Genomic DNA, 23,077 nt, shown 5'->3' with positions numbered 1-23,077 from the left:
CATGGTCGAATTCTGGGCCTGTGTCCTCGGGCTTTCCATCCTCCTCTACATCCTGCTGGACGGCTTCGACCTCGGCGTCGGCATGCTGTTTCCTTTCGCCCCAGGCGAGCCGGAGCGCCGGCGCATGCTCGCCTCCATCTCGCCCGTCTGGGACGGTAACGAGACCTGGCTTGTGGTCTCCGCCGCCACGCTGTTCGGCGCCTTTCCAGCGGTGTTTTCCATCATCCTGTCGGCCTTCTATTTGCCGCTCTTCCTCATGCTGGCGGGGCTGATCCTGCGCGGCGTGGCGTTTGAGTTCCGCTACAAGTCCACCACCAGCCGGCCCATCTGGGATGCCGGCTTTGTGGCGGGCTCCTATGTGGCGGCCTTCGTGCAGGGCACGGCGGTGGGCGCCATCGTCCAGGGCTTGCCCATCGCAAACGGCATCTATGCCGGCACCCCGTTCGGCTGGGCGAGCCCCTTCGCGCTCTTCTGCGGGTTGGGGCTGTGCATCGGCTATGCGCTGATGGGGGCCTGCTGGGTTGCCGGAAAATCCGACGGCGCCCTGCGCGACTTCTGCTTCCGCATCCTTCCCGGGCTGATGTCGGCGCTGGCCGCCTTCCTGGTGGCAGTCTTCGCCTGGTCGGTGGCGATCCGCCTGCCGGTGCTCGACCGCTGGATGGAGCGGCCCGTCCTGCTCCTGTGCCCGCTGCTCGGCATGTTCGCCTTTGCTGGCCTGGTGCTGGCGGTGCGGCGGCGGAGGGAGCGCTTTTTGTTCCTGGCCGGGGCGGTCATCTTCCTGGCTGCCTTCGCGACGCTGGCCGGCTCCTTCCTGCCCTACATGCTGCCCTTCTCCCTCACCCTCTGGCAGGCGGCCTCGCCGCACGCCTCCCTGAGCTTCCTGTTCTGGGGCGCGGGGGTTTTCGTCCTGCCGCTGACCCTTGCCTATACGCTGGTGGTCTATTTCGTGTTTCGCGGCAAGACACGCGAGACGGGGGAATACTGACGAAGGGCGGTGTGTCACCCTCTGAGGGTTTCATTCCCTGCCACAAGACCGAAGGCGGTCGCTTCCCCGGAGCGGCCGCCTTTTTATGTGGGGCGCTTGGAAGCGCGGCGCGACCTAAGGGGCGTAAGTGAAGGATTGATCTTGGCAGGCGCATGCGCACCTGTGGCGAGGGTCTTGGTGGACGCTCTTGGTCGAGGCGCGCGCCGGGGGCAGCAACGTCCTGAGACGCGAGGGTGTGGGGCTTCCGAAGGCGCCTCAGCTGCGCCACTCTTTTGTACGACGCATCATGATCCGGCCGGGGGCGCCGGCCAGATCCATGGGGCACTCCGCCGGCCGCTGCGCCCATCTGAAGGCAGAAGCGCCGTCACCTCTCGCTGCCATGGGTGGCTGAACCCGGGAGCATCGGTTCCTTCAGTCAGATCAGGCGCCGGGCGAAAGGCGTGCGCACGCGAAAAGGCCCTGGCGGGCGCAGAGCCGGCCAGGGCCTTTTCGGGACAGAGCGCTGTCGGATGTGAGCCCTCAGGCGCGCCGCAGCCAGGCGAGCGCCTGAAGGGCGGTGGCGAAGAGGGCGAAGCCGATGCCGAGCAGGCTCACCAGCAGCCATCCACCCGTCTGCCAGGCCAGCGTCGCCAGCGCCGATCCCAGCGCCCCGCCCAGGAACATGGTGCCCATGAGCACCGTGTTGAGCCGGGCGCGCGCCTCGGGATGCAAGGCGAACACGATATGCTGGTTGGAGACGAGCGCCGTCTGCATGCCGAAATCCAGCAGCACCACACCCACCACCAGACCGGCCAGCGAGGTCCAGAGCCCGAACACCAGAAAGGAGGCGAGGGTGACGCCAACGCCGAGGATCACCGCCTGGGAAGGGCCGTGCCGGTCAGCGAACCGGCCCGCCAGCGGCGCCGCCAGAATGCCCACGGCGCCCACGAGGCCGAACAGGCCGGCAATCTCCGCGCCATAGCCGAAGCGGGGGCTCGCCAGCTGGAAGGCGAGGATGGTCCAGAACACCGTGAAGGCCGCAAACAGCGCCGACTGGGTCAGCGCGGCGAGGCGCAGCGTCGGATATTGCCGCCACAAATGCCAGATGGAATGAAGCAGCCGGCCATAGGCCATGCGCGAGTCCGGCCTGCTGTGGGGCAGCACAAGGCCCATGAGCGCGGCGGCGGCGAGCGCCAGCGGCACCGAGAGCCAGAACATATCCCGCCATCCCCCATGGGCCGCCACGAAGCCGGCGAGTGTCCGGCTGAGCAGGATGCCGGTGAGCAGGCCCGCCATCACCGTGCCCACCGTCGCGCCCCGCCGCTCGGGGGCGGCCAGATGGGCGGCAAAGGGCACGATCTGCTGCGCCACCGTGGCAAGCAGCCCCACCGCCAGCGAGGCGGCCACCAGCAGGAGCGCGCTGGGCGCGAGGGCCGCACTGGCCAGCGCCAGCGCGAGCAGGACGAACTGGAGGATGATGAGCCGCCGCCGCTCCACCAGGTCGCCCAGGGGCACCAGCAGGAACAACCCCGCCGCATAGCCGAGCTGCGTCGCGGTGGGGATGGCGCCGGCGATGCGACCGGGCAGGTCCTGCTCGATCAGTTCCAGCATGGGCTGGTTGTAATAGATGTTCGCGATCGCAAGGCCCGCCGCGGCGGCCATGGCGAATGTGGTCCCCTGGCCGAGCGCGGGATGCGCGTGCGGCTGGGCCGAGTGAGCGGGAACGCTGTGCTGAAGGGTCATGTCTGTCACCACGTATGAGGAAAAGAGGAGCGCATGCCGGTCGCCCTTGGCTCCGGCTCGGTCGCGTGAAGCGGGCGGCTCAGGCACGCACGCTGGCGGCTTGCCGCAAGATCACCACGAGGTTCGCCGCATCGCGCGGGCCCTCATAGAGAAGGCCGTTGATGAACAGGCTTGGCGTTCCGTTCACGCCGCCGCGCACCCCGCCAAGAAAATCCCGCTGGATCTTGTCGTCGTGGCGCCCCTCGAAGGCGGCCATCAGTAGGGCGCGGTCGAGGCCGAGATGCTGGCCATAGGCGAGCAGGCTCTGGTCATCGAGCGCATCCTGGTTTTCATAAAGCAGATCATGGGCTTCCCAGAACCGGCCGGCCTCGGCGGCCGCTTCGGCGAACTGGGCCGCGCGCATGGCGTGGGCATGGACTTCCACCAGCGGGAAGTTCCGGAACACGAAGCGCAAGCCGTGCCCCATGGCGCGCTGCACCACCTTCAGTTCAGGGTAAGCCTCGCCGCAATAGGGGCATTGATAGTCGCCATATTCCACCAGGGTCACGGCTGCGGTGGCGGGCCCGGCAACATGGTCGTCGCCAGCGAGCGGGGGGATGAGACGGGTCATGCGGCCGCTCCTTCGGCACGAGGATGGGCGGCGAGCTTGTCCAGCGCCTCCAGGATGCCATCGGCTCCGGGATTGATGCCGAGCGGCGAGACATAGGACCAGCGGATGACGCCTTGCGCGTCGATGACGAACAACGCGCGATCGGCCACGCCTTCCACCGGGCGATAGACGCCATAGCGCCGCGCCGTCTCGCCCTTGGGCTCGAAGTCGGCCAGGAGCGGGAAGTGCAACTTGCGCTCGGCCGCGAAGGCGGCGTGACACCACACGCCGTCCGTCGAGATGCCCACCAGCTGCGCGCCCATCTTGTGGAATTCCGGCAGCACGGCGTTGAGAAGGCTCATCTCGTCGCCGCACACCGGGCTCCAGTCGGCCGGGTAGAAGGCGAGGATCACCGGATGGCCCTTCATCTCAGACAGGGAAAGGGCCTGGTCCGGCGTTGCGGGAAGCGTGAAATCCGGCGCCGTCACGCCCGGCTGAAGGGCGGTGGCGGGGGCGGGCACAGTCATGTCTTGCATCTTGCCACTCCTGTTCCAGTGCGTGCCGGGTGATGGGGATCGGCGATCCCAGGCATGGTCCGCTTCAAGGCGGGGCACGCAGGCCTGCAAGTGTCGAAGGACTGGCTTTGGTGTGAAATCGGCCCTTGGATTGGGCGGGTCATACTTTGGTTTTCAAGGTCTAACGCTGTCAGTCATCGCGCGGCGAAAGATTTTGGCAAGACGATCATCAACGTCCCGATGACAGCCAGCGCCACCAGCAGGCACCCGGAAAAGCCGAAGCCCTGCACGACGCGAGTGCCCAGCGCCGCCCCGCCCACGAAGGCGAGCCAGTTCAGCAGGGAAGTCAGCGCCTGGCCGCCCGTCGCCTTGCCGGACCACAGGCGCGCCAGGGACTGGCCGAGGCGGAACAGCATGCCGGTGACGAAGCCCTTGCCCACATCCACGCCCCCCACCGCCTGGTGCAGGACATTCTGAAGGCCCATGGCCTGCGCCACGAGCATTGCGCAGGCGAGAGGGCGCCCGCCCAGCAAGGCGCCGGTCGCGGCAGCCAGAAGCCCCGCTTCCAGGCCGAGCACACGCGGCACCAGGCGGGGAGTCGCGTGGTCGGCGATCCAGGTGCCGGCCGTGGCGCCGGCGACGAAGGCGCCGACCACGCCGAGCACCGACGCCAGGACCGGGCCCGTCCCCTCAGCCACCGCCATGCCCAGATGCGTGCTGTTTCCGCTCATGAAGGACACATAGAGATGGTTGAAGCGCACGAAGGCGGCAGCATCCAGAAAGCCGGCGAGCCCCGTGAGGGTGAGGGCGAAGGCCAGGGGATGGGAGGGGGCGGCAGGCGCGCGGGAGGCTGTTCCGGCTTCAGCGGAAGGCTCCGGAACGGGAGGTCGCGAACGGTCCTTTGCAGGCAAGGTCATCGCGTGCCTTTGGTGCTGGGAACGGACGGGACGAGGCGAGCGGCCTGCTCCAGAGGGTGCGGGCGCCACGCCCTACCGAGGCTGCCGTCGGAGGCGGTCCCGGTCCATCATCCGCAAGGTGGAACTGGCCGGGCAGGCGTCTTGAATCCCTATACCGATGGATGGCCCATTTATATGGCCGTCCGTTTGCAAGTATTGGTGCACTTTTCGATGATCTGCGCCGTGCGGTCCTTCGAGCCGCGTCCTGCCGCTTGTGTCGTGATTTTGCGCCATCACAACGCGGCACAGGTTTCGTGGGCCGAAATAGGGTCGTCCTTCACAAGATCCAATGAACGAGGAGTTTCCGATGCCCGTGCTGAAGCAGCCCATCGTCGGCACCCGGGGCGCCGACATTGTCGGGCCCCGCAACCCTGAGGTCGAGGCCCAGAATCCGGACATCCTGATCCCGCCCTCCACCGACCATGGCGGCATTGCGAACCTGAAATTTCCCTTCGCCATGGCCCACAACCGTCTGGAAGACGGCGGCTGGGCGCGGGAGGTGACACAGCGCGAGCTAGGCGCCCTGAAGGAGCTGGCCATCGTCAATATGCGCCTGCCGCCGGGCGTGGTGCGCGAGCTGCACTGGCACAAGGAGGCCGAATGGGCCTATGTGCTCAAGGGCCGCGTGCGCTTCTACCTGGTGGACGACCAGCGCCAGACCCTGGTGGAGGATCTCGGCCCCGGCGACCTGTGGCTCGCCCCCGCGGGCTTTCCCCATGCCATCCAGGGCCTGGAGGAGGGGACCGAATTTGTCCTCGTCTTCAATGACGGCAATTTCTCCGAGAACCAGACCCTCCTGGTGACGGAACTCTTCGCCCATACCCCGCGCGACGTTCTGGCCAAGAATTTCGGCGTGCCGGTGGAGGCCTTCGAGGGGATTCCGGCGCATGAGAAGTATATCTTCCGCCAGCCCGTCCCGCCGCCGCTCGCGGAGGTGAAGGCGGCTCTGGGGGCGGTGACTTTCACCGATAAATACGTCTTCCGCGCCTCGCAGCTCGCCGCCACCCGGTTTCCCGGTGGTGCCACCACGGTGGTGGATGCAAAGACGTTCGGCGTCACCAACCTCGCGGCTTTGTTCATCGACCTGGAGCCGGGTGGCATGCGCGAGATCCACTGGCATCCCGACGCCGATGAGATCCAGTATTATATCAGCGGCAAGGCGCGGATGACCGTCTTCGACGCGGTGGACAATGCGCGCACCTTCGATTTCGTGGCCGGCGACGTGGGCTATGTGCCCAAGACGCTGGCCCACTATATCGAGAATACCGGCGATGAGCCGGTGCGGGTGATCAATGTATTCCACACCAGCGAATACAAGGACGTTTCGCTCAACAACTGGCTTGCCTTGACCCCGAGGCATCTCGTGGCGGGGCATCTGGATGTGGGCGAACCGCTGTTGTCGTCGCTGCGCGCCACCCGCCAGCCCGTCATGAAGGGCTGACCGCCCCGCGCGGGGCCATGAGACACGCGCGGGTCCATGAGACCGCGGCGAGGGGAAGCCTTCTTCGGGCACCGCTCGCCGCTTCACGTCCAATCCCGCCACGCCTTCGCGCGCCGGCAGGGGAGCGATGCGGCGCTGACATGGACGGAATGCGGGTGGGCCGCGCTGCGAGCGCCCGCAGGTCCAATTGAGACAAGGCTTCCTTTTAGCACTGCATATCCAACAGGGCGCGGGGCCATCCCCGGCCGCCGGACGGCATTGCCATGGCGACCCTCAACCTCGTTCTCATTCTGGTCCTCGCGGTGGTCGCCAGCACCTGGCTGAGCCGCCTGCTGCCGTTCGTGGCGCCACCTTTGGTGCAGATCGCACTTGGCGCGGCGATGGGGCATTTCGGCGTCGATGCCGTCAGCATCGACCCGCAGCTCTTCTTCGTCCTCTTCCTGCCGCCGCTCCTGTTCGTGGATGGCTGGCGCTTCTCCGGCCATGAGCTGCTCTCGCGGGCGGGACCCATCGGCTCGCTCGCCATCGGCCTCGTGCTCATCACCGTCCTGTGCGTCGGGCCGGCCCTGCATGTCCTGATGCCGAACGTGCCGCTGGTGGCGACCCTCGCCCTCGTGGCGGTGCTCTCGCCCACCGATGCGGTGGCCGGCACATCGCTCCTGAAACAGGCGCCCCTGTCCCGGCGGGCCGCGCGCATCGTGGAAGGGGAGGCGTTGCTCAACGACGCCTCGGCGCTCATCTGCCTGCATTACGTGCTGGTGCTCGGATCGCGCCCCGCCGCCCCCGGTTCCGGCATGCTGGCGGACCTGTTGTGGATGGGCGCCGGCGGGCTGGCGAGCGGGCTCTGCGTGGGGGTCGTCATCCTCCTGCTCAAGAATGCCATCCTGGCGCGGCTCGGCGAGACGCCGGCGATCCAGATCCTCATCAGCCTGCTGTTTCCCTATGCCGCCTATCATGCGGCCGTGATGGTGGGCGCCTCCGGCATTCTGGCTCCCGTCGCGGCGGGCCTGGTGATGGGGCGCTGGGAACTGGGCGGCAAGGCGCTTCCGCTGACGCGCCTGCGCCGCGCGGCCATCTGGGACACGCTGGAATTCACGCTCAACGGCATCATCTTCCTGCTGCTGGGCGAGCAATTGCCGGGCATCGTCCAGAAGGTCCTGTCCGATGCCCCCCACGCCGGGCCGGGGACCGGGCTTTGGCTGGTGCTTTACATCTTCGCGGCCCTGGTGGCGCTGACGCTCGTCCGTCTGGCCTGGATCACAGCCTTGGTGACCTGGCAGGAGGGGCGTCGGCCGCAGATCGGGGGCAGGCGGTTGCGCTGGGCGACGATCCTGGCCATGACCTTCTCTGGCGTGCGCGGCGCGGTGACCCTCGCGGCTGCCCTCGCCTTGCCGCTCAGCTTGCCAGGCGGCGCGCCATTCCCTGAGCGGGATCTGGTCATTGCCCTCGCCGCCGGCGTCATCCTGGCATCCCTGATCCTCGCCAATATCGTCCTTCCTTTGCTGGCGGCTCCGCTGGCGGAGGCGGCCGTGGGGGAGGAGGTCCGCCAGCAGAACGCCGCCCGCCTGCGCGCGGCGCAAGCCGCGATCCGCGCGGTGGAGCGTCTGATGAAAGAGGAGACGGACGCCGCAAGCCCGTCAATCCCCTGGCAGGAGGCGTCCGCGGCGGTGCTCTCCACCTATCGGCGGCAAATGGAGCGGCTCAGCGCGCCGGAGCCCGACGCAGGGGCGTCGGCCGTGCGCGGCAGGGCCGAGCGGCGTCTTCGCATTGCCGGGCTTCACGCTCAGCGGACAGAGATCGCACAGATGGTCGCCGAGCATCTGATCGACAATGAAACGGCCCGGCGTCTTCTGCTTGAACTGGACGGCCAGGAGGCCTGGCTGGTGGAGTGAAGGACGTGTCTGACGAAGTGCGCAACGAAAAGGGCCGCCGGTGCTGTGGCGGCCCTGTCCTGTCCCAATGCCGGTTGCGGGCCTGAAGGGCCTGCCGCCACACTTTTGCGCAGTTGGATCAAGCCGGGGCGGGGAAGCCCTCCGGCGAGGCGACGGGCCGGTGCATTTCAGCCCTGGGGCGCGCCTCCCGCATGCGGCGCCGCTCGGCCATGCGGGCCTGCCGCCACCGGGACGGCGGCTCGCCCACGAGGCGGCCGAACACCGTGGTGAAATGGGCGTGGGTCTGAAAGCCGACGGAAACCGCCACCTCCACAAGGGGCATGTCCTCCTCCAGCAGGATCTTGGCGCGCGCGATCCGCTGGCGCTGCAGATAATCATGAGGCCGCAGGCCCGTGGCGGCGCGGAATTGCGCGGCGAAATGCATGCGCGTCAGCCGGGCCGCGGCGGCCATGTCGGCGAGCGTGATCGGCGCGTCCAGATGGGCGTCCACATAGTCCATCACCCGCTTCAGTCGCCATTTCGGCAATTGGCCGCAGGGCCGGCGCCGGGCTTTGGCCTCGGCCGGGGGCCTTTCGGCGCAGCGCGCGGCGAGGGTCGCGCAGATGGCATCGGCATAAAGGTCCGCCGTGGCCGGGTCGCGCGACAAGGCGGCCAGAAGTGCGGTCGCGAGCGCGGCAAGCTCGCCATCGTCGCCCGCGCGTACATCCACCATCAGGACGCCGTCTGGCCAGCGCCGGGCCCGCTGCCGGACGAAGAAGGCGGCAAGGTCCACGCGGCGGGAGGGGAGGCCGACACTATGCGCGACCCCTGGAAACAGCACCGCGAGGCTTTTCGGGACCGACAGGGTCGGCGTCCGCCCGCGCGCGCTTGTGGGCGGCAAGGAGATGGCGATCCCGACCTCGTCAAGCCGCAGGCCAATAAGAAAGCCGGTCTCCGCCAGCTCCGCGCTTTTGGCCGGGGGCTGGAGGGCGGAAGCCGGTATGCGCGTGCTTGATCCTGCGGCATCAGGGGGAGGGGAGGCCTCGAACATGGTCTTTCCTCTCGGTCTGTCGGGGATGATTGGCGCGCGGCGGGGGACCCCGAGGAAGCGAAGCCCCCATTTGGCCGACGCCGGTATCGTCTCGAATTTAGGAAAGTGCCCGGGCTTGCCCCATTCTACGATCATACGCCGCAAGTATCGCTTGTTATGATCCGCCTATACGAAGGTATGCTGCGGATAGGAAAAACGCAGATTCGAGCATGTTTTTCTGTCGGCTGCGATCGCAAGATCACTCATCACCGGAATAAACCTTGGTATGTGTCGGCGACCTGCCTGTACAATTTTGCCGGTGTCCGTCTGCCTTTAGCTTTCACCCCGTAAGCAATGGCAGCAGGAGATCACGGCCATGGGCAGGTTCCCCATCGTTCCCGGACTGGCACACGACACAGAAACCCGTGCCGTCGGGGCGGCCGCGGTCCCGACGGAGGGTCTTTCCATGACCCGACGGGGGGTATTCGGCATCGCAGCGGGCCTCGCGGCGACGACGATGCTTCCCGTTCGCGCCAGTGCCAGCACCAAGGGCGCCACTTCCGGCGCGAACCACAGGACCGGAGAGACTTCGATGAGCAGCGGCTTCGTGAAAACGGCGGACGGGACTGAGATCTTCTTCAAGGATTGGGGCCCGAAGGACGCCCAGACCATCCATTTCCACCATGGCTGGCCCCTGTCGTCCGATGACTGGGACGCGCAGCTCCTGTTCTTCCTCTCCAAGGGCTACCGGGTGGTCGCCCATGACCGCCGCGGCCATGGCCGCTCCAGCCAGGTGGACACCGGCAACACCATCGACCGCTACGCGGCGGATGCCTCGGCGGTGGTGGAGCATCTCGACCTGCGCAATGTCGTCCATATCGGCCATTCCACTGGCGGCGGCGAAGTGGCCCGCTATGTGGCCCGCTACGGCCAGCCGCAGGGGCGCGTGGCCAAGGCTGTCCTGGTGGCTGCCATTCCCCCGCTGATGCTGAAGACCCCCGCCAATCCCGAAGGCACCCCCATTGAGGTGTTCGACGGCTTCCGCGCTGCCCTTGCGGCCAACCGCTCGCAATTCTACCTGGACGTGGCGTCCGGTCCCTTCTACGGCTTCAATCGTCCCGGCGCGAAGGTGTCCCAGGGCATCATCCAGAATTGGTGGCGGCAGGGCATGATGGGCGGCGCGTTTGCCCAGTATGAGGGCATCAAGGCCTTCTCGGAGACCGACCAGACCGAGGACCTGAAGGCCATCACGGTGCCCACCCTCGTGCTCCAGGGCGATGACGACCAGGTGGTGCCCTACAAGGATGCGGCGATCCTTCAGGCCAAGCTCGTCAAGAACAGCACCCTGAAGATCTATCCGGGCTTCCCCCATGGGATGCTGACCACCCATGCGGACGTCATCAATCCCGATCTCCTGGCCTTCGTGAAGGGCTGACGTGAAGGGCTGATCCCTGCTCCCCGGCGGATCACGGGCCTCCCGTGGTCCGCCTCGAGGGGCAGAGCCGACGCTACGGCCAGCCGCACGCGCCTCAGCGGCCGGCCTTGCGCCGATATTCTCCGGGCGACAGGCCCATATGGCGCCGGAAGGCGCGCGTGAAGGTGGATTGGGATGAGAAGCGGCACGCAAACGCGATGTCTGCGAGGTTGGCCTGGGTGTGGGCGAGCAGATCCTGCGCGCGCTTCAGACGCAGCGTGCTGATGAAGCGGTGGGGTGGCACCCCGACAGCGGAGCGGAACGCACGCGCAAAATGATGGTGGCTGAGGCAGGCGATTTCGGACAGGTCGGCCAAGGAGATATCGGCGTCGAGATTGTCGTTGATGTAATCCACCACCCGGCGCATCCGGACCTGATCGATGCGCGGATTCTCCCGGTCCTGTAACAGGGCGCCGCTATAGGTGGCGACGAGATGGGCCGCCATGGCGCTCGACAGGCTGTCCACAAGCAGGCCGCCGACGCAGGTCTCCTCCTCCAGTTCGGCGCTGATCCTGTATCCCACCTGTCGCACGAATTCATCGTCGATGCCGGCGCGGTAGGCGATGCTTTCGGGCGAGACGGCCCGAGACACCGTGCGCGACACCTCCTTGAAGACCTCATGGCCGATGAAGATGTGCAGGATCGAGCTCAGATCCTCCGTGATGCGGATGGACTCCTCCACCACGCCGATCGGGCAGAGCCAGAGCGTCCCGGGCCGCGCCGGGGTGTCCTGCCACTCGCCATTTCCCCGCCGCTCCACGCGGCCGGTCGGCGAGCCGGACAAGGCCAGGGTGATTTCCATCTGCTGGGGGACGGGGGGCGGGATCTCGCCGGCGGGATGGTTGCGCACTTCGGCGGCCATGCCGGACCAGTTGCGGCGCCCGGAACTCAGCAGCACCTCGCCCCGCGGAAACTTCCTGCGGCCGAAATCATGCACGCTGGCCATGTGCGACACCTCGGTCCGAAGGGCGGTATCTCGCTAGACCCTCTATCTTGGGGCAGGGGGCTGTGCCGATCAAGTCTGTCAATTCCGGCAAACACAATGCCGCTCCCGGCAAAGACGCAGCGCAGACGCATGGGGCATTGTGAGTGCGGATGATCGGCCAATCTCCGTCCGTCCGGAAACTGCAGTAGACGAGGCTCTGCCAGAGGCGACCATGAATTCCAGCCGTCATGCTCCCGGCATCTCCTATCATAGCCGGACCCCCGCTCCGCACGGCGCCTCCTTCATGGCCAACGACATCTCCTCCCGTCTCGACACCAAGGATGCCCACTGGTGGTCCGGCCTCACCATCAGGTCCCGAACCAGCGAAGCGGGCATCGACCAGTGGCTGGTGGTGGATGACGCAGGCGAGCCCTGGCGCATCCTGCTCGCCGACTGGAACACGCCGCCCGCCTCCCGCCTCCAGGCTGATGCGAGTCTCGCGCTGGAACTGGGGGCCGAGCTTGCGGAGGTGCCCCTTTTCCGGGTGGAGCAGGACCGGCTCGCGTTGGCCTATCCCCCGCGGACCGGCCGGACCCTGGCCGACCTGCCCGCTGCCGAGGCGGATGTGCGCGCCATCGTGGACCTCGCTTTGGCAGCCACCGCCGCCCTCGCGCGGCTGCACCGGGCCGGTCTCTTCCATGGCGGCCTGTCCCCCGCCCGGCTTATGGTGGAACCCGATGGTCGGGTGCGCTTTGCCGGATTCGGCTCGACCTGCGGTGTGCAGGCCGGCACATCCGAGGGCCGCCGCATCGGGGGCGCGGACCTTGCCTATGCGGCGCCGGAACTCATCCGCACGGATCCCGCCCCCATCGATGCCCGCACCGACCTCTATGCGCTGGGCGTGCTGCTCTACGAATATGTTGCGGGCGCCTTGCCCCTCACGGCGTCCAGCCTCTCCGGCTGGCTGCATGCCCATGTGGCCATGCAGGCGCCGTCCCTGCGTCTCAGTCGGCCCGACCTTCCCCCCATCCTCGACAAGATGGTCCTCAAGCTCATCAGCAAGGATCCCAGGCAGCGCTATCAGACCGCGCAAGCGCTCCATGCGGATTTCCGCCGGGTGGCCGCTGCGCTCGCCGAGGGCCGCGAGGCCGAGGATTTCGTGCTGGCGCGCGGCGAGCTTGCCGATCCGCCGCGCGGGGCGGGGCTCCTGTTCGGCCGTCGCCGGGAACTGAAAACCCTAAGCGAACTGTTTGCGGCCTTCCGCGCCGCGTCCCCGCGGCGGATCGTGCTCGTGTCGGGCGAGCCCGGCGCGGGGAAATCCGCGCTGGTGGAAGCCCAGATCGCCCAATTGGGCGAATGGGGAAGCCTGTGCACCTCGGGCAAGGGCGTCCAATTGCGCGAGGGGACGCCCTTTGCGCCCATTGCCCAGGCGCTGCGCACCGCCCTGGCGCACCTTTTGGGCGGAGATGAGCAGGTCTTGGCCGCCGCCCGCGCGCGTCTCGGGGCCATCGTGGGATGCGGACGGGTGCTGGCCGAGCTGGTGCCGGACCTGACCATCCTGCCCCCCGAGGCCCATCACTTGGCAGATGTCCCCGCCCACATCGCCCAGGCCCGCTCCGCGCGCATCCTGGCTGAGACGTTTGCGGCCCTCGCCGCGCGCGACGCACCGCTTGTGCTGTTCCTGGACGACCTTCAATGGTTCGATCACGCCAGCCTCAACTTGGTCCGGCAAATGTGCAGCGAAGCCCCCGCGCATGTCTTTGTGATCCTCACCTACCGGACCGAAGCCCAAAACCGGAAAAGCGTGAGGGACGTGCTTGATGTGGCCAGGACCTCGCCGGCCTTCGCGCAGGCGCTACGCCTTGAGCCGTTGCAGCAGGCTGATACGACGGCACTGGTGGCCTTCATCCTGAAGAGCGTGCCGGAGGCCGTCGGTCCCATTGCGGCGCGCGTTCATCGTGAGACCCACGGCAATCCCTTCTTCATCGGGCAGTTGCTGCAAAGGCTGCTGGAGGAGGACGTGCTCCAGTTCGATGACGATCGGCAGGAATGGGTGTGGAACGACCAGCGCCGCAGGCCTCAGCACGCCATCGCGGACCTGATGCTGGAGCGCGTGAAGGGCCTGACCACGCTCCAACGCAGCGTCCTGCAAAGCTGCGCGACGCTGGGTGGGCGCTGCTCTGCCGCCTTCGCGGCGGAGGTGTCCGGTGCGAGTTCCGAGGAAACCGGGCGGGCCGCCAATGGGCTCGTCGCCGCCGGGCTCCTGGTTCGCTCCGGCACCGACTTCGCGGTGGCCCATGACCGGGTGCTGGAAGCGGCCTATGCCAGCCTGTCGCCGGCCCAGAGGGCGCGCAAGCACCTCGTCAATGCGCGCGCGCTTATGGCCCGTCCCCCTGTGCTGGACGCGGATTGCGCTTTCGAGATCGCGTCGCAGATCGAGCATTGCGCGCTCGAGGACATCGCCGAGCAGGAGCGGCGCCCATTCGCCCAGATCCTGCATCTGGCCGCGCGCGCCTGCCGCTCCGCGGGCGAAGCCCATCGCGCGCTGCATTTCGTCGAGCTGATCCGGCGCATCCTGCCCGGTGACCCGCCGCCGGACCTCGCCACCCTGGTCTTCGACACCGAATGGCTGCAATGCGACTGCCTGCTGGCCCTCGGCCGCGTGGACGAGGCTCTCGCGGCCCTCGATGCCCTCGCGCCCCCGGACCACGATCCCATCAGCCTGGCAGACATCTGCCGCCTGAAGGCGATCGCGCTGACGGTCAAAGGCGCCTATGCGCAGGCCATCGACGTGGCGATGGACGGCCTCAGGGCGCTCGATGTGCACCTGGAAACCCAGCCCGGTCCCAGCGACCTGGAGGCGGCCTACCGCGCCTGCCAGGAGGCCCTTGACCGCATCCGGATGGACGACCTCGTCTTGCTGCCGGACATGACCGACCGGCGGGCGCGCGCGGCGCTGTCCCTGCTCTCCACCCTCGTCTCGTCCTTCTTCGTCGAGGGCGACCTGCGCTTCTTCCATGTCATCAAGATCATGGAGCTGACGCTGGCGCATGGAGCGGCGCCGGAATCGGCCTATGGCCTGGCCTTTTTCGGCCTGCTCAGCGCCCATTATTTCGGTGCCTATGCGCAAGGCGCCGGCTATGCCATGGCCGCGACGAGGCTCGCCAAGCGCGACGGCTACGAAGCGCAGCGCACCGCCGCGCTGATCGCGCTGGACCAGGTCAGCCCCTGGACCTTGCCCCTGCGCACCGCCCTCAGCCATGCCCGCGAGGGCGCGCGGGTGGGGCAGGCGGCGGGGGATCTGGGCATGGTCTGCTATGCCCGCAACCACATTGCCTCCGACATGCTGGTCATCGGCACGCGGCTCGACCGCGTGCGCGCGGAGCTGGTGGACAGCATCGCCCTGACCCGCGACATCGGCTATGGCGACATCGAGCGGATACTGGTGGCGCAATGCGGCCTTGTGGATGCCCTGGTGACCGGAGAGCCCTGCGCGCGCCCGGCTGACACCGACCTTGCCGGCACATCGGTGGCGACGCGCTACTGGGTCACCCATTATGCCGGCGTGCAGGCCTTCCTCCTGGACGACCTTGCGGCCGCGCACCGGGAGCTGGAGGCCGCGCAGGCCATGGCCTGGGCCGCGCCCGCCCATATTGATACGGCCATGACCCTGTTCTTCCTGGCTCTGGCGGAGGCCCACGTTCCGGCCGCCGGGCGCTCGGCCGAGGCGCGGCTGGCCCGCATGGCGGACGCGCGGGCCCGTTTCAGGTCCTGGGCCGGGCTCAATCCGGAGACGTTCTCGCCCAAGCACCTGACCTTGGAAGCGGAGGCCGCGCGCCTGTCCGGCCAGCGCGCGGAAGCCATGGCGCTCTTTGAGCGCGCCGCGGACGCCGCCGCTGCGGCAGGGTTCATCCACGAGCAGGCCCTGGCCCTGGAACTTGCGGCGCGCTTCTACCAGGAGATCAAGCTGAAGGCGCCCGCCCAGGGGTGCCTCATGGGCGCCATCCAGGCCTATCGCCAATGGGGCGCGCAGGGCAAGGCGGCGCGGCTTGCCGCGCATCTGAACCTGCCCGGCGGCGAGGTCGGCGCCGCCGAAGCCCCGCGCCGGATGCAGCAGGAGCTGGACCTGACGGTCATGACGGCCGCGTCCCAGACCCTGGCGGAGGAGGTGGGCCTCGAACAGGTCGTGCGTACCTTGATGAAGAGCATGATCGTTCATGCCGGCGCTCGGTTCGGCCTGCTCCTGTTGCTGCGCCAGGGGCGGCCGGTGGTGGAGGCTGTTGCGCGGGTGCGGGGCCAGGAGATCGAGATCGAGCTTCAGCCCGCCGCCGCGCCGGATGACCTCATGCCCACCTCCGTGCTCAAGACGGTGCTGCGCACGGGGCGTGCGGTCACCATGGCCGACGCCGCTTTGGAGGCCAGCGAAAGGGGCCTCTCCATGGGCGGGCGCACTATCCGCTCGCTGGCCTGCATTCCGCTGGTCAAGCGCGGCGAATTGATCGGCATGCTGCATCTGGAGAATGCCCTCAGCGCCGATGTCTTCACCCCCCAGCGCATGGCCATGCTGGAGGTCATCGCGCCCCAGGCGGCCATCTCGCTGGATGCGGCGCGGCTCTATGGCGACCTGATGGAGGAGAATCTGCGCCGGGCGACGGCCGAGTTCGATCTGCGCGAAGCCCGCAGCGATCTGGCGCGCGCCAACCAGCTCACCGCCATGGGCAGCTTCGCCTCGTCCATCGCCCATGAGATCAACCAGCCCCTCGCCAGCCTCGTCGCGCATGCAGATGCGGGCTTGCGCTGGCTGAACAGGGCGCAGCCGGACCTCGCGGAGGTGGCCAAAAGTCTCCAGAGCATCCGCCAATCCGGACGGCGCGCGGCCGACATCATCACCGCCCTGCGCGCGCTGGTGAAACAGGAGCCCTCGCCCACGAGCCCGATCGCCATCGAGGACGTGGTGGATGACGTGCTCAAGATCGTCGCCGCCGACCTGACCTCAAACCGGATCGCCTTGACCACCAGCTTTGGCGAGACGCGCAACCTGGTGCTGGCCAGCAATGTCCAGCTTCAGCAGGTGTTCTTCAACCTCATCACCAATGCCATCCAGGCCATGAGCGGCACCGATGGAGGCGAGCGGCGCCTGCGCATCGGCACGCGCCTGGAGGGCGATGACATCGAGGTGGCCATCGAGGATACCGGCCCGGGCATGTCGCAGGCGGTGATCGCCCGCATCTTCCAGCCCTTCTTCACCACCAAGACCACGGGAATGGGCGTCGGGCTCGCCATTTGCCGCTCCATCATGGAGCTGCATGGCGGCGCCCTGGAAGCGCGCTCCGTGGAGGGCGAAGGCAGCAGCTTCCTGGTGCGGCTCCCCCTGGCCCGCCCGTGACGCAGGGGGGGCGGCGGATCACGCCGTCTCCAGCAGAAGGCTCTGCCCGAGCCTTTGCCCATAGGCGACGATCGCCTGGCCCACGGGCACGCGCGCGGCCTCATAGGCGCCCAGCGCCGCATCCAGATCCCGGTGCTGGCGCAGCCCGTCGCGCAAGGCAAAGGCATCGCCCGCCGCCTTGGCGACCCCCATGGCCGTGTGCGGCCGGGCGACGAAGGCGGCATCGCCCAGGAGCGCCACACGGCCCTTCACCATATGGTCCGGGGCATAGTCGAAGATGGCGTGAAGGAAGGGCCGGGGTTCCGCCCGCACCGCTGCCGCGAAGGAGGCGGGCAGCCTTTCGTCCGCCTCCGCATGGAGCGCCCGCACCTGCTCGGGGCGCACGCGGCCGGGTGCGAGCGAGAAGGGGCGGGCCTGCCCGTCGCGATCCACCAGGATCTGGCGGAGGTCATCGGGCTGATAGCGCCGGTACCAGACCCAATTGTAGCGCCGCCGGCCCGGCTCCGTGGCGCCGTCCGGGCCGGGAACCAGATAGCCCAGGATGTGCGAGCCGGGGCCTTCATGGAAGGCGAACCGCTCGAACAAGTGCCGCGCCGCTTGCTCCGGCACCTCGGTCTCCGGCACCAGGCCGCGCCAGGTGGCATAGCCCACATAATGGGGTAGGCTTTCCGGCCCCGACACCGCCGCTCGAAGCACGGACCCGATGCCGTCGGCACCGATCACCAGGTCCGCCGTCTCCTGATGGCCGTCGGCAAAGCGCACCCGCGCCCCGGTCCCGTCGGATTCCACGGCGAGGGCGCGCCGGCCGATGCCATAGCGCGCATCCGGCACCAGATCGCGGAAGGTGCGGAAGAGCACGTCCCATGACAGCTGCATCTGGGGCGTGCGCTGGCGATGGATGATGTGGTCGTCGCGGTCCAGATAGATCCGCTCCTGCGCCGTGACGCCCACATGAGCCAGATGCGCGACGCCCGCTTCCCGGAGCATGGCGAAGACCTCCCGCTGCGCCACCAGGCCCGCGCCGCGCCCGTCCAGGCCATGCTCGGACCGCTCGGCCACGGTCACGTCGAAACCGGCCCGGCCGAGCAAAAAGGCGGCGAACAGGCCGCCCATGGACCCGCCGATGATGAGGATGCGTGGGCTCATGACGGAATGCTCCCCGGTTCAACTGATGAAGTCGATGACGCCGCCATCCACCCGAAGCGCCGCGCCCGTGGTGGCGGAGGCGAGCGGCGAGGCGAGGTAGACGGCCATGCTTGCCACCTCCTCCACGCTGGCGAGGCGGCGGATGAGTGAGGAGGGCCGCTGCGCCCGCACGAAGTCCGCGCCCGCCTCCTCCAGAGACTTTCCACCGGCGGTCTGCGCCTTCAGCATCTGCGCCACCCCCTCCGAAAGGGTGGGGCCGGGCAGGATGGAGTTCACGGTGACGCCGGTGCCGGCCATGCGCTTGGCAAGGCCCCGCGCCAGCGCCACGTCCGCTGTCTTGCTGACGCCGTAATGGATCATGTCCGCCGGGATGTTGAAGGCGGATTCCGAGCCCAGGAACAGCATGCGGCCCCAGCCGCGTTCGGCCATGCCGGGCAGGTAGGCGCGCGCCAGCCGCACGCCGGGCATCACGTTCACCTGCCAGTGCCGGTCCCAGATGGCATCGTCGGTCGCGAAGAAATCCTGCGGCTGGAAGATGCCGAGATTGTTGACCACGATGTCGAAGGCCGGTTCCAGCGCGACGAGGTCCCGCGCCCCCTCGGCGGTGGACAGGTCGATGGCACGGCCGCGCACCACGCTGCCGAGGCGGGCGAGGGCCTCGTCCACATTGGCCTTTGTGCGGCCATTGATGACGACGGATGCGCCAGCCTCCGCGAGGCCTCGGGCAATGGCAAGGCCGATGCCCGCCGTCGAGCCGGTCACGAGGGCGCGCTTGCCGGACAGGTCGATTTTCATGGTGAGCTCCTCATGTGAGTGGGCGGGTATTGGTTGACGCCGCCGTCACGCCCCCGCGTGGGGGGACAGCGCCGCCAGCGTGCCGGGAAGCGCGTAACCGAGGCACACGCCGGCGAGGCAAAGCACCACCGATAGCCCCACATTGAGCAGCGCGCGCCCGGGCTCGCCGGCCTGAATCAGCGAAAGGGTCTGGAGGCTGAACGAGGAAAAAGTGGTGAAGCCGCCGCACAGGCCCACCAGCACGAACTGCCGCGCCTCAAGGGGGATCGCCGCCCCGGCCCGTCCCGCAAAAAGCGCCGCGCTCAGGCCGATGGCGAATGAGCCGCCGATATTGATAAGGATCGTGCCCCAGGGAAGCGCACTTCCCAGCATCGCCGTGAGCCAGCGGTTCAGCTCAAAGCGCAGGATGGAGCCGAGCGCCCCTCCGGCGGCGATATATCCAAGGTCGAGCATGGGCCACCTGTCTCCGGCCACGCGTTTTCATGGAGCGCGGCCCTTGTGGAGAGACTTCCACGGTGGAGCGGACAGGGACATTCTACATTGAGGTCTGCCGCCTGAACCTTGGTATGGTCGGGGGCACAGGGGCGGTGCGGCCCTCGGTGGTTCCGGTGGCGACCCCGTCACCGGACAGCGCGATCCTTATGATCGCGACCTCACCGGCGGCATCTCTCCCCGCCCTTCAACGCGAAAACTGCCGTTTGCCCAACTCATCCGCGATGGCATCCGGCGCGCGCCATCATGTCCCGAACGATAAGCGGTGTCGCGGCAACCTGACGTGCCTTCGCCCCTCCGGTCGCGGCGGCAATGGCGTTGCGAACGTCCTGGGCGGTCAGCGTGAGGGGGCGGCGACAGGGGGTGCCCTCGGCTCCGATCACGGTTCCCACGGCCTCGCCGACACCTCCCAGATAAGCCGTGAGCACTTGTAGCGCCGTCGGATTGGCCGGGGCCTGGTCCAACATCTGCGCCACTTGCGCGACCGATATGGAGCCCGTGCTCGTCGATGGCTCCGCATGGGCGGGCACGATGAGAACGAGGCACCACGCCCATCCGGCGATCTTCGTTCGTGTGTTTCTCATAATCGGCTTGTGACCTCCGTGGTGTGTGGAGAAACGTTAAACGAAAAAATTTCATTGTAAAACGATAATTATCGGATACAATCCCGACATCTAGAGGAGTTTCCCTATGGTCCCACCCACCCTGAGCCTGCGTGCCTTACACGAGGGGTCCCGCGCTGCCCGCCTCCTTCGCGTCCGCCGTCTCAGCGAGGGGATGGCAATGGCCAGCGCCGCAGTGGCCGTCCTGCTTGCGGCGGCGATGCTGCTTTATTGGTGCCTGACGCCGGCGGACACGCTGTTTCGCCACGCCGGCCTCGTCCTTCCCCCGCCCATGGGCGTCGGGCTTCCCGTGCGCTTGCTCGCCTTCGCCGTCGCCATGATTCCGCTCGGCGCGCTGATTTTCGGATTGCTGAAGGCCCGGCACTGTTTCCGCTGCTTTGCCGCGGGGCGCATCTTTTCCAGCGACGCCGCCCGAAGCCTGCGCGGCTTCGCTTTGTGGATTGGCGCGTCGGCCCTTCTCAAGCCCTTGGCCGGGGCAGCCCTCGGCCTGCTGCTCGGTGCGCTCTCACCGGGCCAGACGCGCAGCCTGGTGCTGAACATCGGCTCGGACACGCTGCTGTCGCTGCTGTTTGCGGCGATGGTTGCGGTCATCGCGGGCGTGCTGGTGGAAGCATCCGATGTGGCCGCTGAGAACGATCAGTTCGTCTGAGGAAAGCCGGCCATGCCCATTCACGTCCGGCTCGGTGTCATGCTCGCCGAGCGCAATGTCAAATCGAAGGATCTCGCCGAATATGTCGGGATCACCGAGGCCAATCTTTCGCTCCTCAAGAAAGGGCACGTGAAAGGCGTCCGCTTCGAAACGCTGGAGCGGATCTGCGACTTCCTCGACTGCCAGCCCGGCGACCTGCTCCGCTATGAGCGCACCCGTGCCAATGAGGGCGATATGCCATGACCGGCCCGCCCTTCGCCGCGCCCTGGCGGCGAGGGGGCAGGCTTTTCTTGTCGGTGGTGGCGTGAAAGTGTCGACGCAGCGCCGTCTGGTTCGCCGCCAGGCCCTGGCGCGACAGCGATGTGGATGCGCGCATATCCGGACCTGCAGTGCGCGCTGGCTGATGAAGCGGGCGTGCAGACGCCGCTGAGCGCCACCACGTTCTCCAATCGCGGCACCATGGAGCCGACAAGCCCGTCACCAAGCTGCGCGGGGAGGCGCGGAATACCGGCTGAGCGAAGCCCGGTAACACGCCGTCATAAATCGAAGCTAAGTGATGGCGCGCCCGAAAGGATTCGAACCTCTGACCCCCAGATTCGTAGTCTGGTGCTCTATCCAGCTGAGCTACGGGCGCCTGCCACCTCGTCAGTGGGGCTTTTGAAGCTGTCCACTGTGCCGGTTGGATGATCCGGCTGCGAGGCCCGTCGACGGTGTGCGTCGGCGAGGGCTGTCTCTTACCCGCCTCTCATTTTGAAGGCAAGGCCCATCCCGCAGATTGGTCATGCGTGCGGCGCGTGCCTGTGGATGACGCTCCCGTGACGGCGGCCAGCCCCTCACGCGCTGGCGCGGCGGGAGGCGAGGCGGAGGTCGGCGGTGCGGTCGGGGATGGAGATGAGGAAGGTGGCGCCCATGGTGCCTTCCACCAGACGCAGCTCGCCGCCATGGGCGCGCACCAGTTCGTCGGCGATGGGAAGGCCAAGGCCGGTGCCGCCCCGCCGGGCCGAAGCCTGGAAGGCTGCGAACAGGCGCTCGCGACGATCGGCGGGAATGCCGGGGCCGGTATCGCTCACCTCGATCTCCACCACCGTGCCGCGTCGGCGCGCGGAAATGCGGATCTGGTCGCGGGCGGGATCGTTGGGCGTGCGCGCCTCCAGCGCCTGGCGGGCATTGCGGGTGAGGTTCAGCAGCACGCGGAACAACTGGTCGGGATCCGCATCCACGGTGATGGAGCGGTCGAGGGAGGCGATCCAGCCGACCGGCGAATCGGGGCCAAGGCCCAGTGTCTCGCGCACCTCTTCCAAAAGCGGCGCAAGCTCCACCTTGCGTCGCACCGGCAGGGCCTCCTGCGCGCGGCCATAGGACAGCGTCTGTTCGCAATAGGTGATGGCCCGGTCCAGAGCATTCATGAGCTTGGGCGCGAAGCGCTGGACGGTGGGGTCGGGAAGGTCGGCGAGGCGATCGGAGATGAGCTGAACCGAGGCCAGCAGGTTGCGCAGGTCATGGTTGATCTTGGACACCGCCATGCCGAGCGCTGCCAGGTGCGATTTCTGCGCCAGGGTCTGGGACAGGCCCCGCTGCAATTCGGCCAGCGCCTCCTCGGCAATGCCGATCTCGTCGCCCCGGCCGGAGGGCACGATGATGCGGGAGGCATCCTCTGGCGCCTCGCGATACGCGCTCATGCGCTCGGTCAGGCGTCGCATGGGCCGCACGAACATGCGGTGCAGGCTCACATAGACCAGAAGTCCGGCAATGGCCGAGACCAGCAGCGAGAGCACGGACAGTGTCGCCCCGAACCGCAGCATGGCGGCCCGCAGCGGCTTTTCGGACAGGACGATCTCCAGGAAGTCGCCGTCGCGGGGGGCGGCCGCCACCACGCGCAAGGTGCGGTCGCCACCGGAAATCAGGGTGTCGAAGGCCTCCCACACCGCTTCCAGCATGGTGGTCTGGCGCATGTCGATGTGCAGGTCGATGGCGGGCGGCATGTCGGATATGGCCAGGAGCCGGCGCGTGTCCTCGCGCTTGACCACCACCACCTGAGCGCCGACGCTCTCCAGGATCTGGCGGGCAAGCTCTGGCGGCACCGCCTCCTCGGGGGCTGCCTCCAGCACCAGGGCTGCCGTGCGCGCAGCCGCCACCCGATCGGAGAGCCAGCGTTGGCGAAAGGTGGCCATGGACGGCACGAAGATGGCGAGTTCGGCCGCGGTGATGAAGGCGATGGTCAGCAGCAGCAGCTTTGCGGACAGGCCGAAGCGTACGCGCCGCTCCTTGAGGGCACGGTAGGAACCGGAAAAGGGATCCTGAAGCCTGAACATGCCTTCCATGCCGGGGGCCGAGCCGCACCTTTTGCGCCGGCCCGTGCGTTCATAATCTCGCGATTGTGGCTTTCGGCAGGCTGGAAGGCCAGCCCCGCGTCAGCAAAGGCGTCTTCGGCGCAGGTGGATGACGATGCAATCGCGGTCCGCCGGACGCGACCTTGGG

The 23,077-nt window shown here is 67.9% G+C and carries 17 protein-coding genes and 1 tRNA gene; 7 read left to right on the top strand and 11 right to left on the bottom strand.

All coding sequences use genetic code 11. From position 1 onward, the window contains the following. Position 1 precedes the first annotated feature (1 nt). Positions 2 to 985, top strand: a complete 984-nt coding sequence (gene cydB, locus J5J86_RS03270) for a cytochrome d ubiquinol oxidase subunit II (RefSeq protein ID WP_209103472.1) — start codon at positions 2 to 4, stop codon at positions 983 to 985. 519 nt (positions 986 to 1,504) lie between these two features. Here cydB and J5J86_RS03265 read toward each other — a convergent pair. The 4 genes from J5J86_RS03265 to J5J86_RS03250 form a co-directional block, all read right to left on the bottom strand. Beyond that, positions 1,505 to 2,707, bottom strand: a complete 1,203-nt coding sequence (locus tag J5J86_RS03265) for an MFS transporter (RefSeq protein WP_209103471.1) — start codon at positions 2,705 to 2,707, stop codon at positions 1,505 to 1,507. Between the two features lie 79 nt (positions 2,708 to 2,786). Then, on the bottom strand, positions 2,787 to 3,317 hold the full coding sequence (locus J5J86_RS03260; RefSeq protein ID WP_209103470.1) for a DsbA family protein: 531 nt from the start codon (positions 3,315 to 3,317) through the stop codon (positions 2,787 to 2,789). Beyond that, positions 3,314 to 3,832, bottom strand: a complete 519-nt coding sequence (locus J5J86_RS03255) for a redoxin domain-containing protein (protein ID WP_209103469.1) — start codon at positions 3,830 to 3,832, stop codon at positions 3,314 to 3,316. The genes J5J86_RS03260 and J5J86_RS03255 overlap by 4 nt, the downstream gene beginning before the upstream one ends. A 173-nt stretch (positions 3,833 to 4,005) precedes the next feature. After that, on the bottom strand, positions 4,006 to 4,728 hold the full coding sequence (locus J5J86_RS03250) for a YoaK family protein (RefSeq protein ID WP_209103468.1): 723 nt from the start codon (positions 4,726 to 4,728) through the stop codon (positions 4,006 to 4,008). A 346-nt stretch (positions 4,729 to 5,074) separates the two neighbouring features. On the opposite strand from J5J86_RS03250, the gene J5J86_RS03245 reads away from it, so the two are divergent. Continuing rightward, a complete protein-coding gene (locus J5J86_RS03245; RefSeq protein WP_209103467.1) occupies positions 5,075 to 6,208 on the top strand; it encodes a cupin domain-containing protein in 1,134 nt (377 codons plus the stop codon). A 263-nt stretch (positions 6,209 to 6,471) separates the two neighbouring features. Further along, positions 6,472 to 8,100 carry a Na+/H+ antiporter gene (locus J5J86_RS03240; protein WP_209103466.1) on the top strand — a complete coding sequence of 543 codons (1,629 nt, stop codon included), beginning with the start codon at positions 6,472 to 6,474 and terminating at the stop codon, positions 8,098 to 8,100. Positions 8,101 to 8,218: 118 nt separating this feature from the next. Here the strand turns inward: J5J86_RS03240 and J5J86_RS03235 are convergent, their stop codons facing one another. Next, positions 8,219 to 9,130 carry a helix-turn-helix domain-containing protein gene (locus J5J86_RS03235; protein ID WP_209103465.1) on the bottom strand — a complete coding sequence of 304 codons (912 nt, stop codon included), beginning with the start codon at positions 9,128 to 9,130 and terminating at the stop codon, positions 8,219 to 8,221. 571 nt (positions 9,131 to 9,701) lie between these two features. Here J5J86_RS03235 and J5J86_RS03230 point away from each other — a divergent pair. Continuing rightward, complete coding sequence (locus J5J86_RS03230) at positions 9,702 to 10,544, top strand: alpha/beta fold hydrolase (RefSeq protein WP_247657985.1); 843 nt, start codon at positions 9,702 to 9,704, stop codon at positions 10,542 to 10,544. Between the two features lie 94 nt (positions 10,545 to 10,638). Here the strand turns inward: J5J86_RS03230 and J5J86_RS03225 are convergent, their stop codons facing one another. Further along, complete coding sequence (locus J5J86_RS03225) at positions 10,639 to 11,529, bottom strand: AraC family transcriptional regulator (RefSeq protein ID WP_209103463.1); 891 nt, start codon at positions 11,527 to 11,529, stop codon at positions 10,639 to 10,641. A gap of 211 nt (positions 11,530 to 11,740) precedes the next feature. Between J5J86_RS03225 and J5J86_RS03220 the strand changes: the two genes are divergently transcribed. Further along, positions 11,741 to 16,894 (top strand): trifunctional serine/threonine-protein kinase/ATP-binding protein/sensor histidine kinase, encoded by a 5,154-nt coding sequence (locus J5J86_RS03220; protein ID WP_247657983.1) that lies wholly within the window; start codon positions 11,741 to 11,743, stop codon positions 16,892 to 16,894. 18 nt (positions 16,895 to 16,912) lie between these two features. Here J5J86_RS03220 and J5J86_RS03215 read toward each other — a convergent pair whose 3' ends face one another. Genes J5J86_RS03215 through crcB form a run of 3 tightly spaced genes read right to left on the bottom strand, consistent with a single transcriptional unit; the run spans position 16,913 to position 19,288 of the window. After that, on the bottom strand, positions 16,913 to 18,040 hold the full coding sequence (locus J5J86_RS03215; RefSeq protein WP_209103462.1) for an FAD binding domain-containing protein: 1,128 nt from the start codon (positions 18,038 to 18,040) through the stop codon (positions 16,913 to 16,915). A gap of 18 nt (positions 18,041 to 18,058) precedes the next feature. Continuing rightward, complete coding sequence (locus J5J86_RS03210) at positions 18,059 to 18,835, bottom strand: SDR family NAD(P)-dependent oxidoreductase (protein WP_209103461.1); 777 nt, start codon at positions 18,833 to 18,835, stop codon at positions 18,059 to 18,061. Between the two features lie 45 nt (positions 18,836 to 18,880). Beyond that, entirely contained in the window at positions 18,881 to 19,288 is a 408-nt protein-coding gene (crcB, locus tag J5J86_RS03205) for a fluoride efflux transporter CrcB (protein WP_209103460.1), read from the bottom strand. Between the two features lie 822 nt (positions 19,289 to 20,110). On the opposite strand from crcB, the gene J5J86_RS03200 reads away from it, so the two are divergent. Further along, positions 20,111 to 20,599, top strand: coding sequence for a DUF2975 domain-containing protein (locus J5J86_RS03200; RefSeq protein WP_247657981.1), 489 nt, complete (start codon positions 20,111 to 20,113; stop codon positions 20,597 to 20,599). A 12-nt stretch (positions 20,600 to 20,611) separates the two neighbouring features. Beyond that, the gene (locus tag J5J86_RS03195; protein WP_209103458.1) at positions 20,612 to 20,842 is read left to right on the top strand and encodes a helix-turn-helix domain-containing protein; all 231 of its coding nucleotides are present in this window, start codon (positions 20,612 to 20,614) and stop codon (positions 20,840 to 20,842) included. 314 nt (positions 20,843 to 21,156) lie between these two features. On the opposite strand, the gene J5J86_RS03190 is transcribed toward J5J86_RS03195, so the two are convergent. Further along, positions 21,157 to 21,233 (bottom strand) — tRNA-Arg (locus J5J86_RS03190). A 199-nt stretch (positions 21,234 to 21,432) separates the two neighbouring features. Then, the gene (locus tag J5J86_RS03185; RefSeq protein ID WP_209103457.1) at positions 21,433 to 22,911 is read right to left on the bottom strand and encodes a sensor histidine kinase; all 1,479 of its coding nucleotides are present in this window, start codon (positions 22,909 to 22,911) and stop codon (positions 21,433 to 21,435) included. Positions 22,912 to 23,077 lie beyond the last annotated feature (166 nt).

It is taken from the genome of Aquabacter sp. L1I39 (assembly GCF_017742835.1).
Classification (GTDB): domain Bacteria; phylum Pseudomonadota; class Alphaproteobacteria; order Rhizobiales; family Xanthobacteraceae; genus L1I39.
The sequence above is the reverse complement of the archived record's forward strand: the minus strand, read 5'-3'. Positions and strand labels throughout refer to the sequence as shown.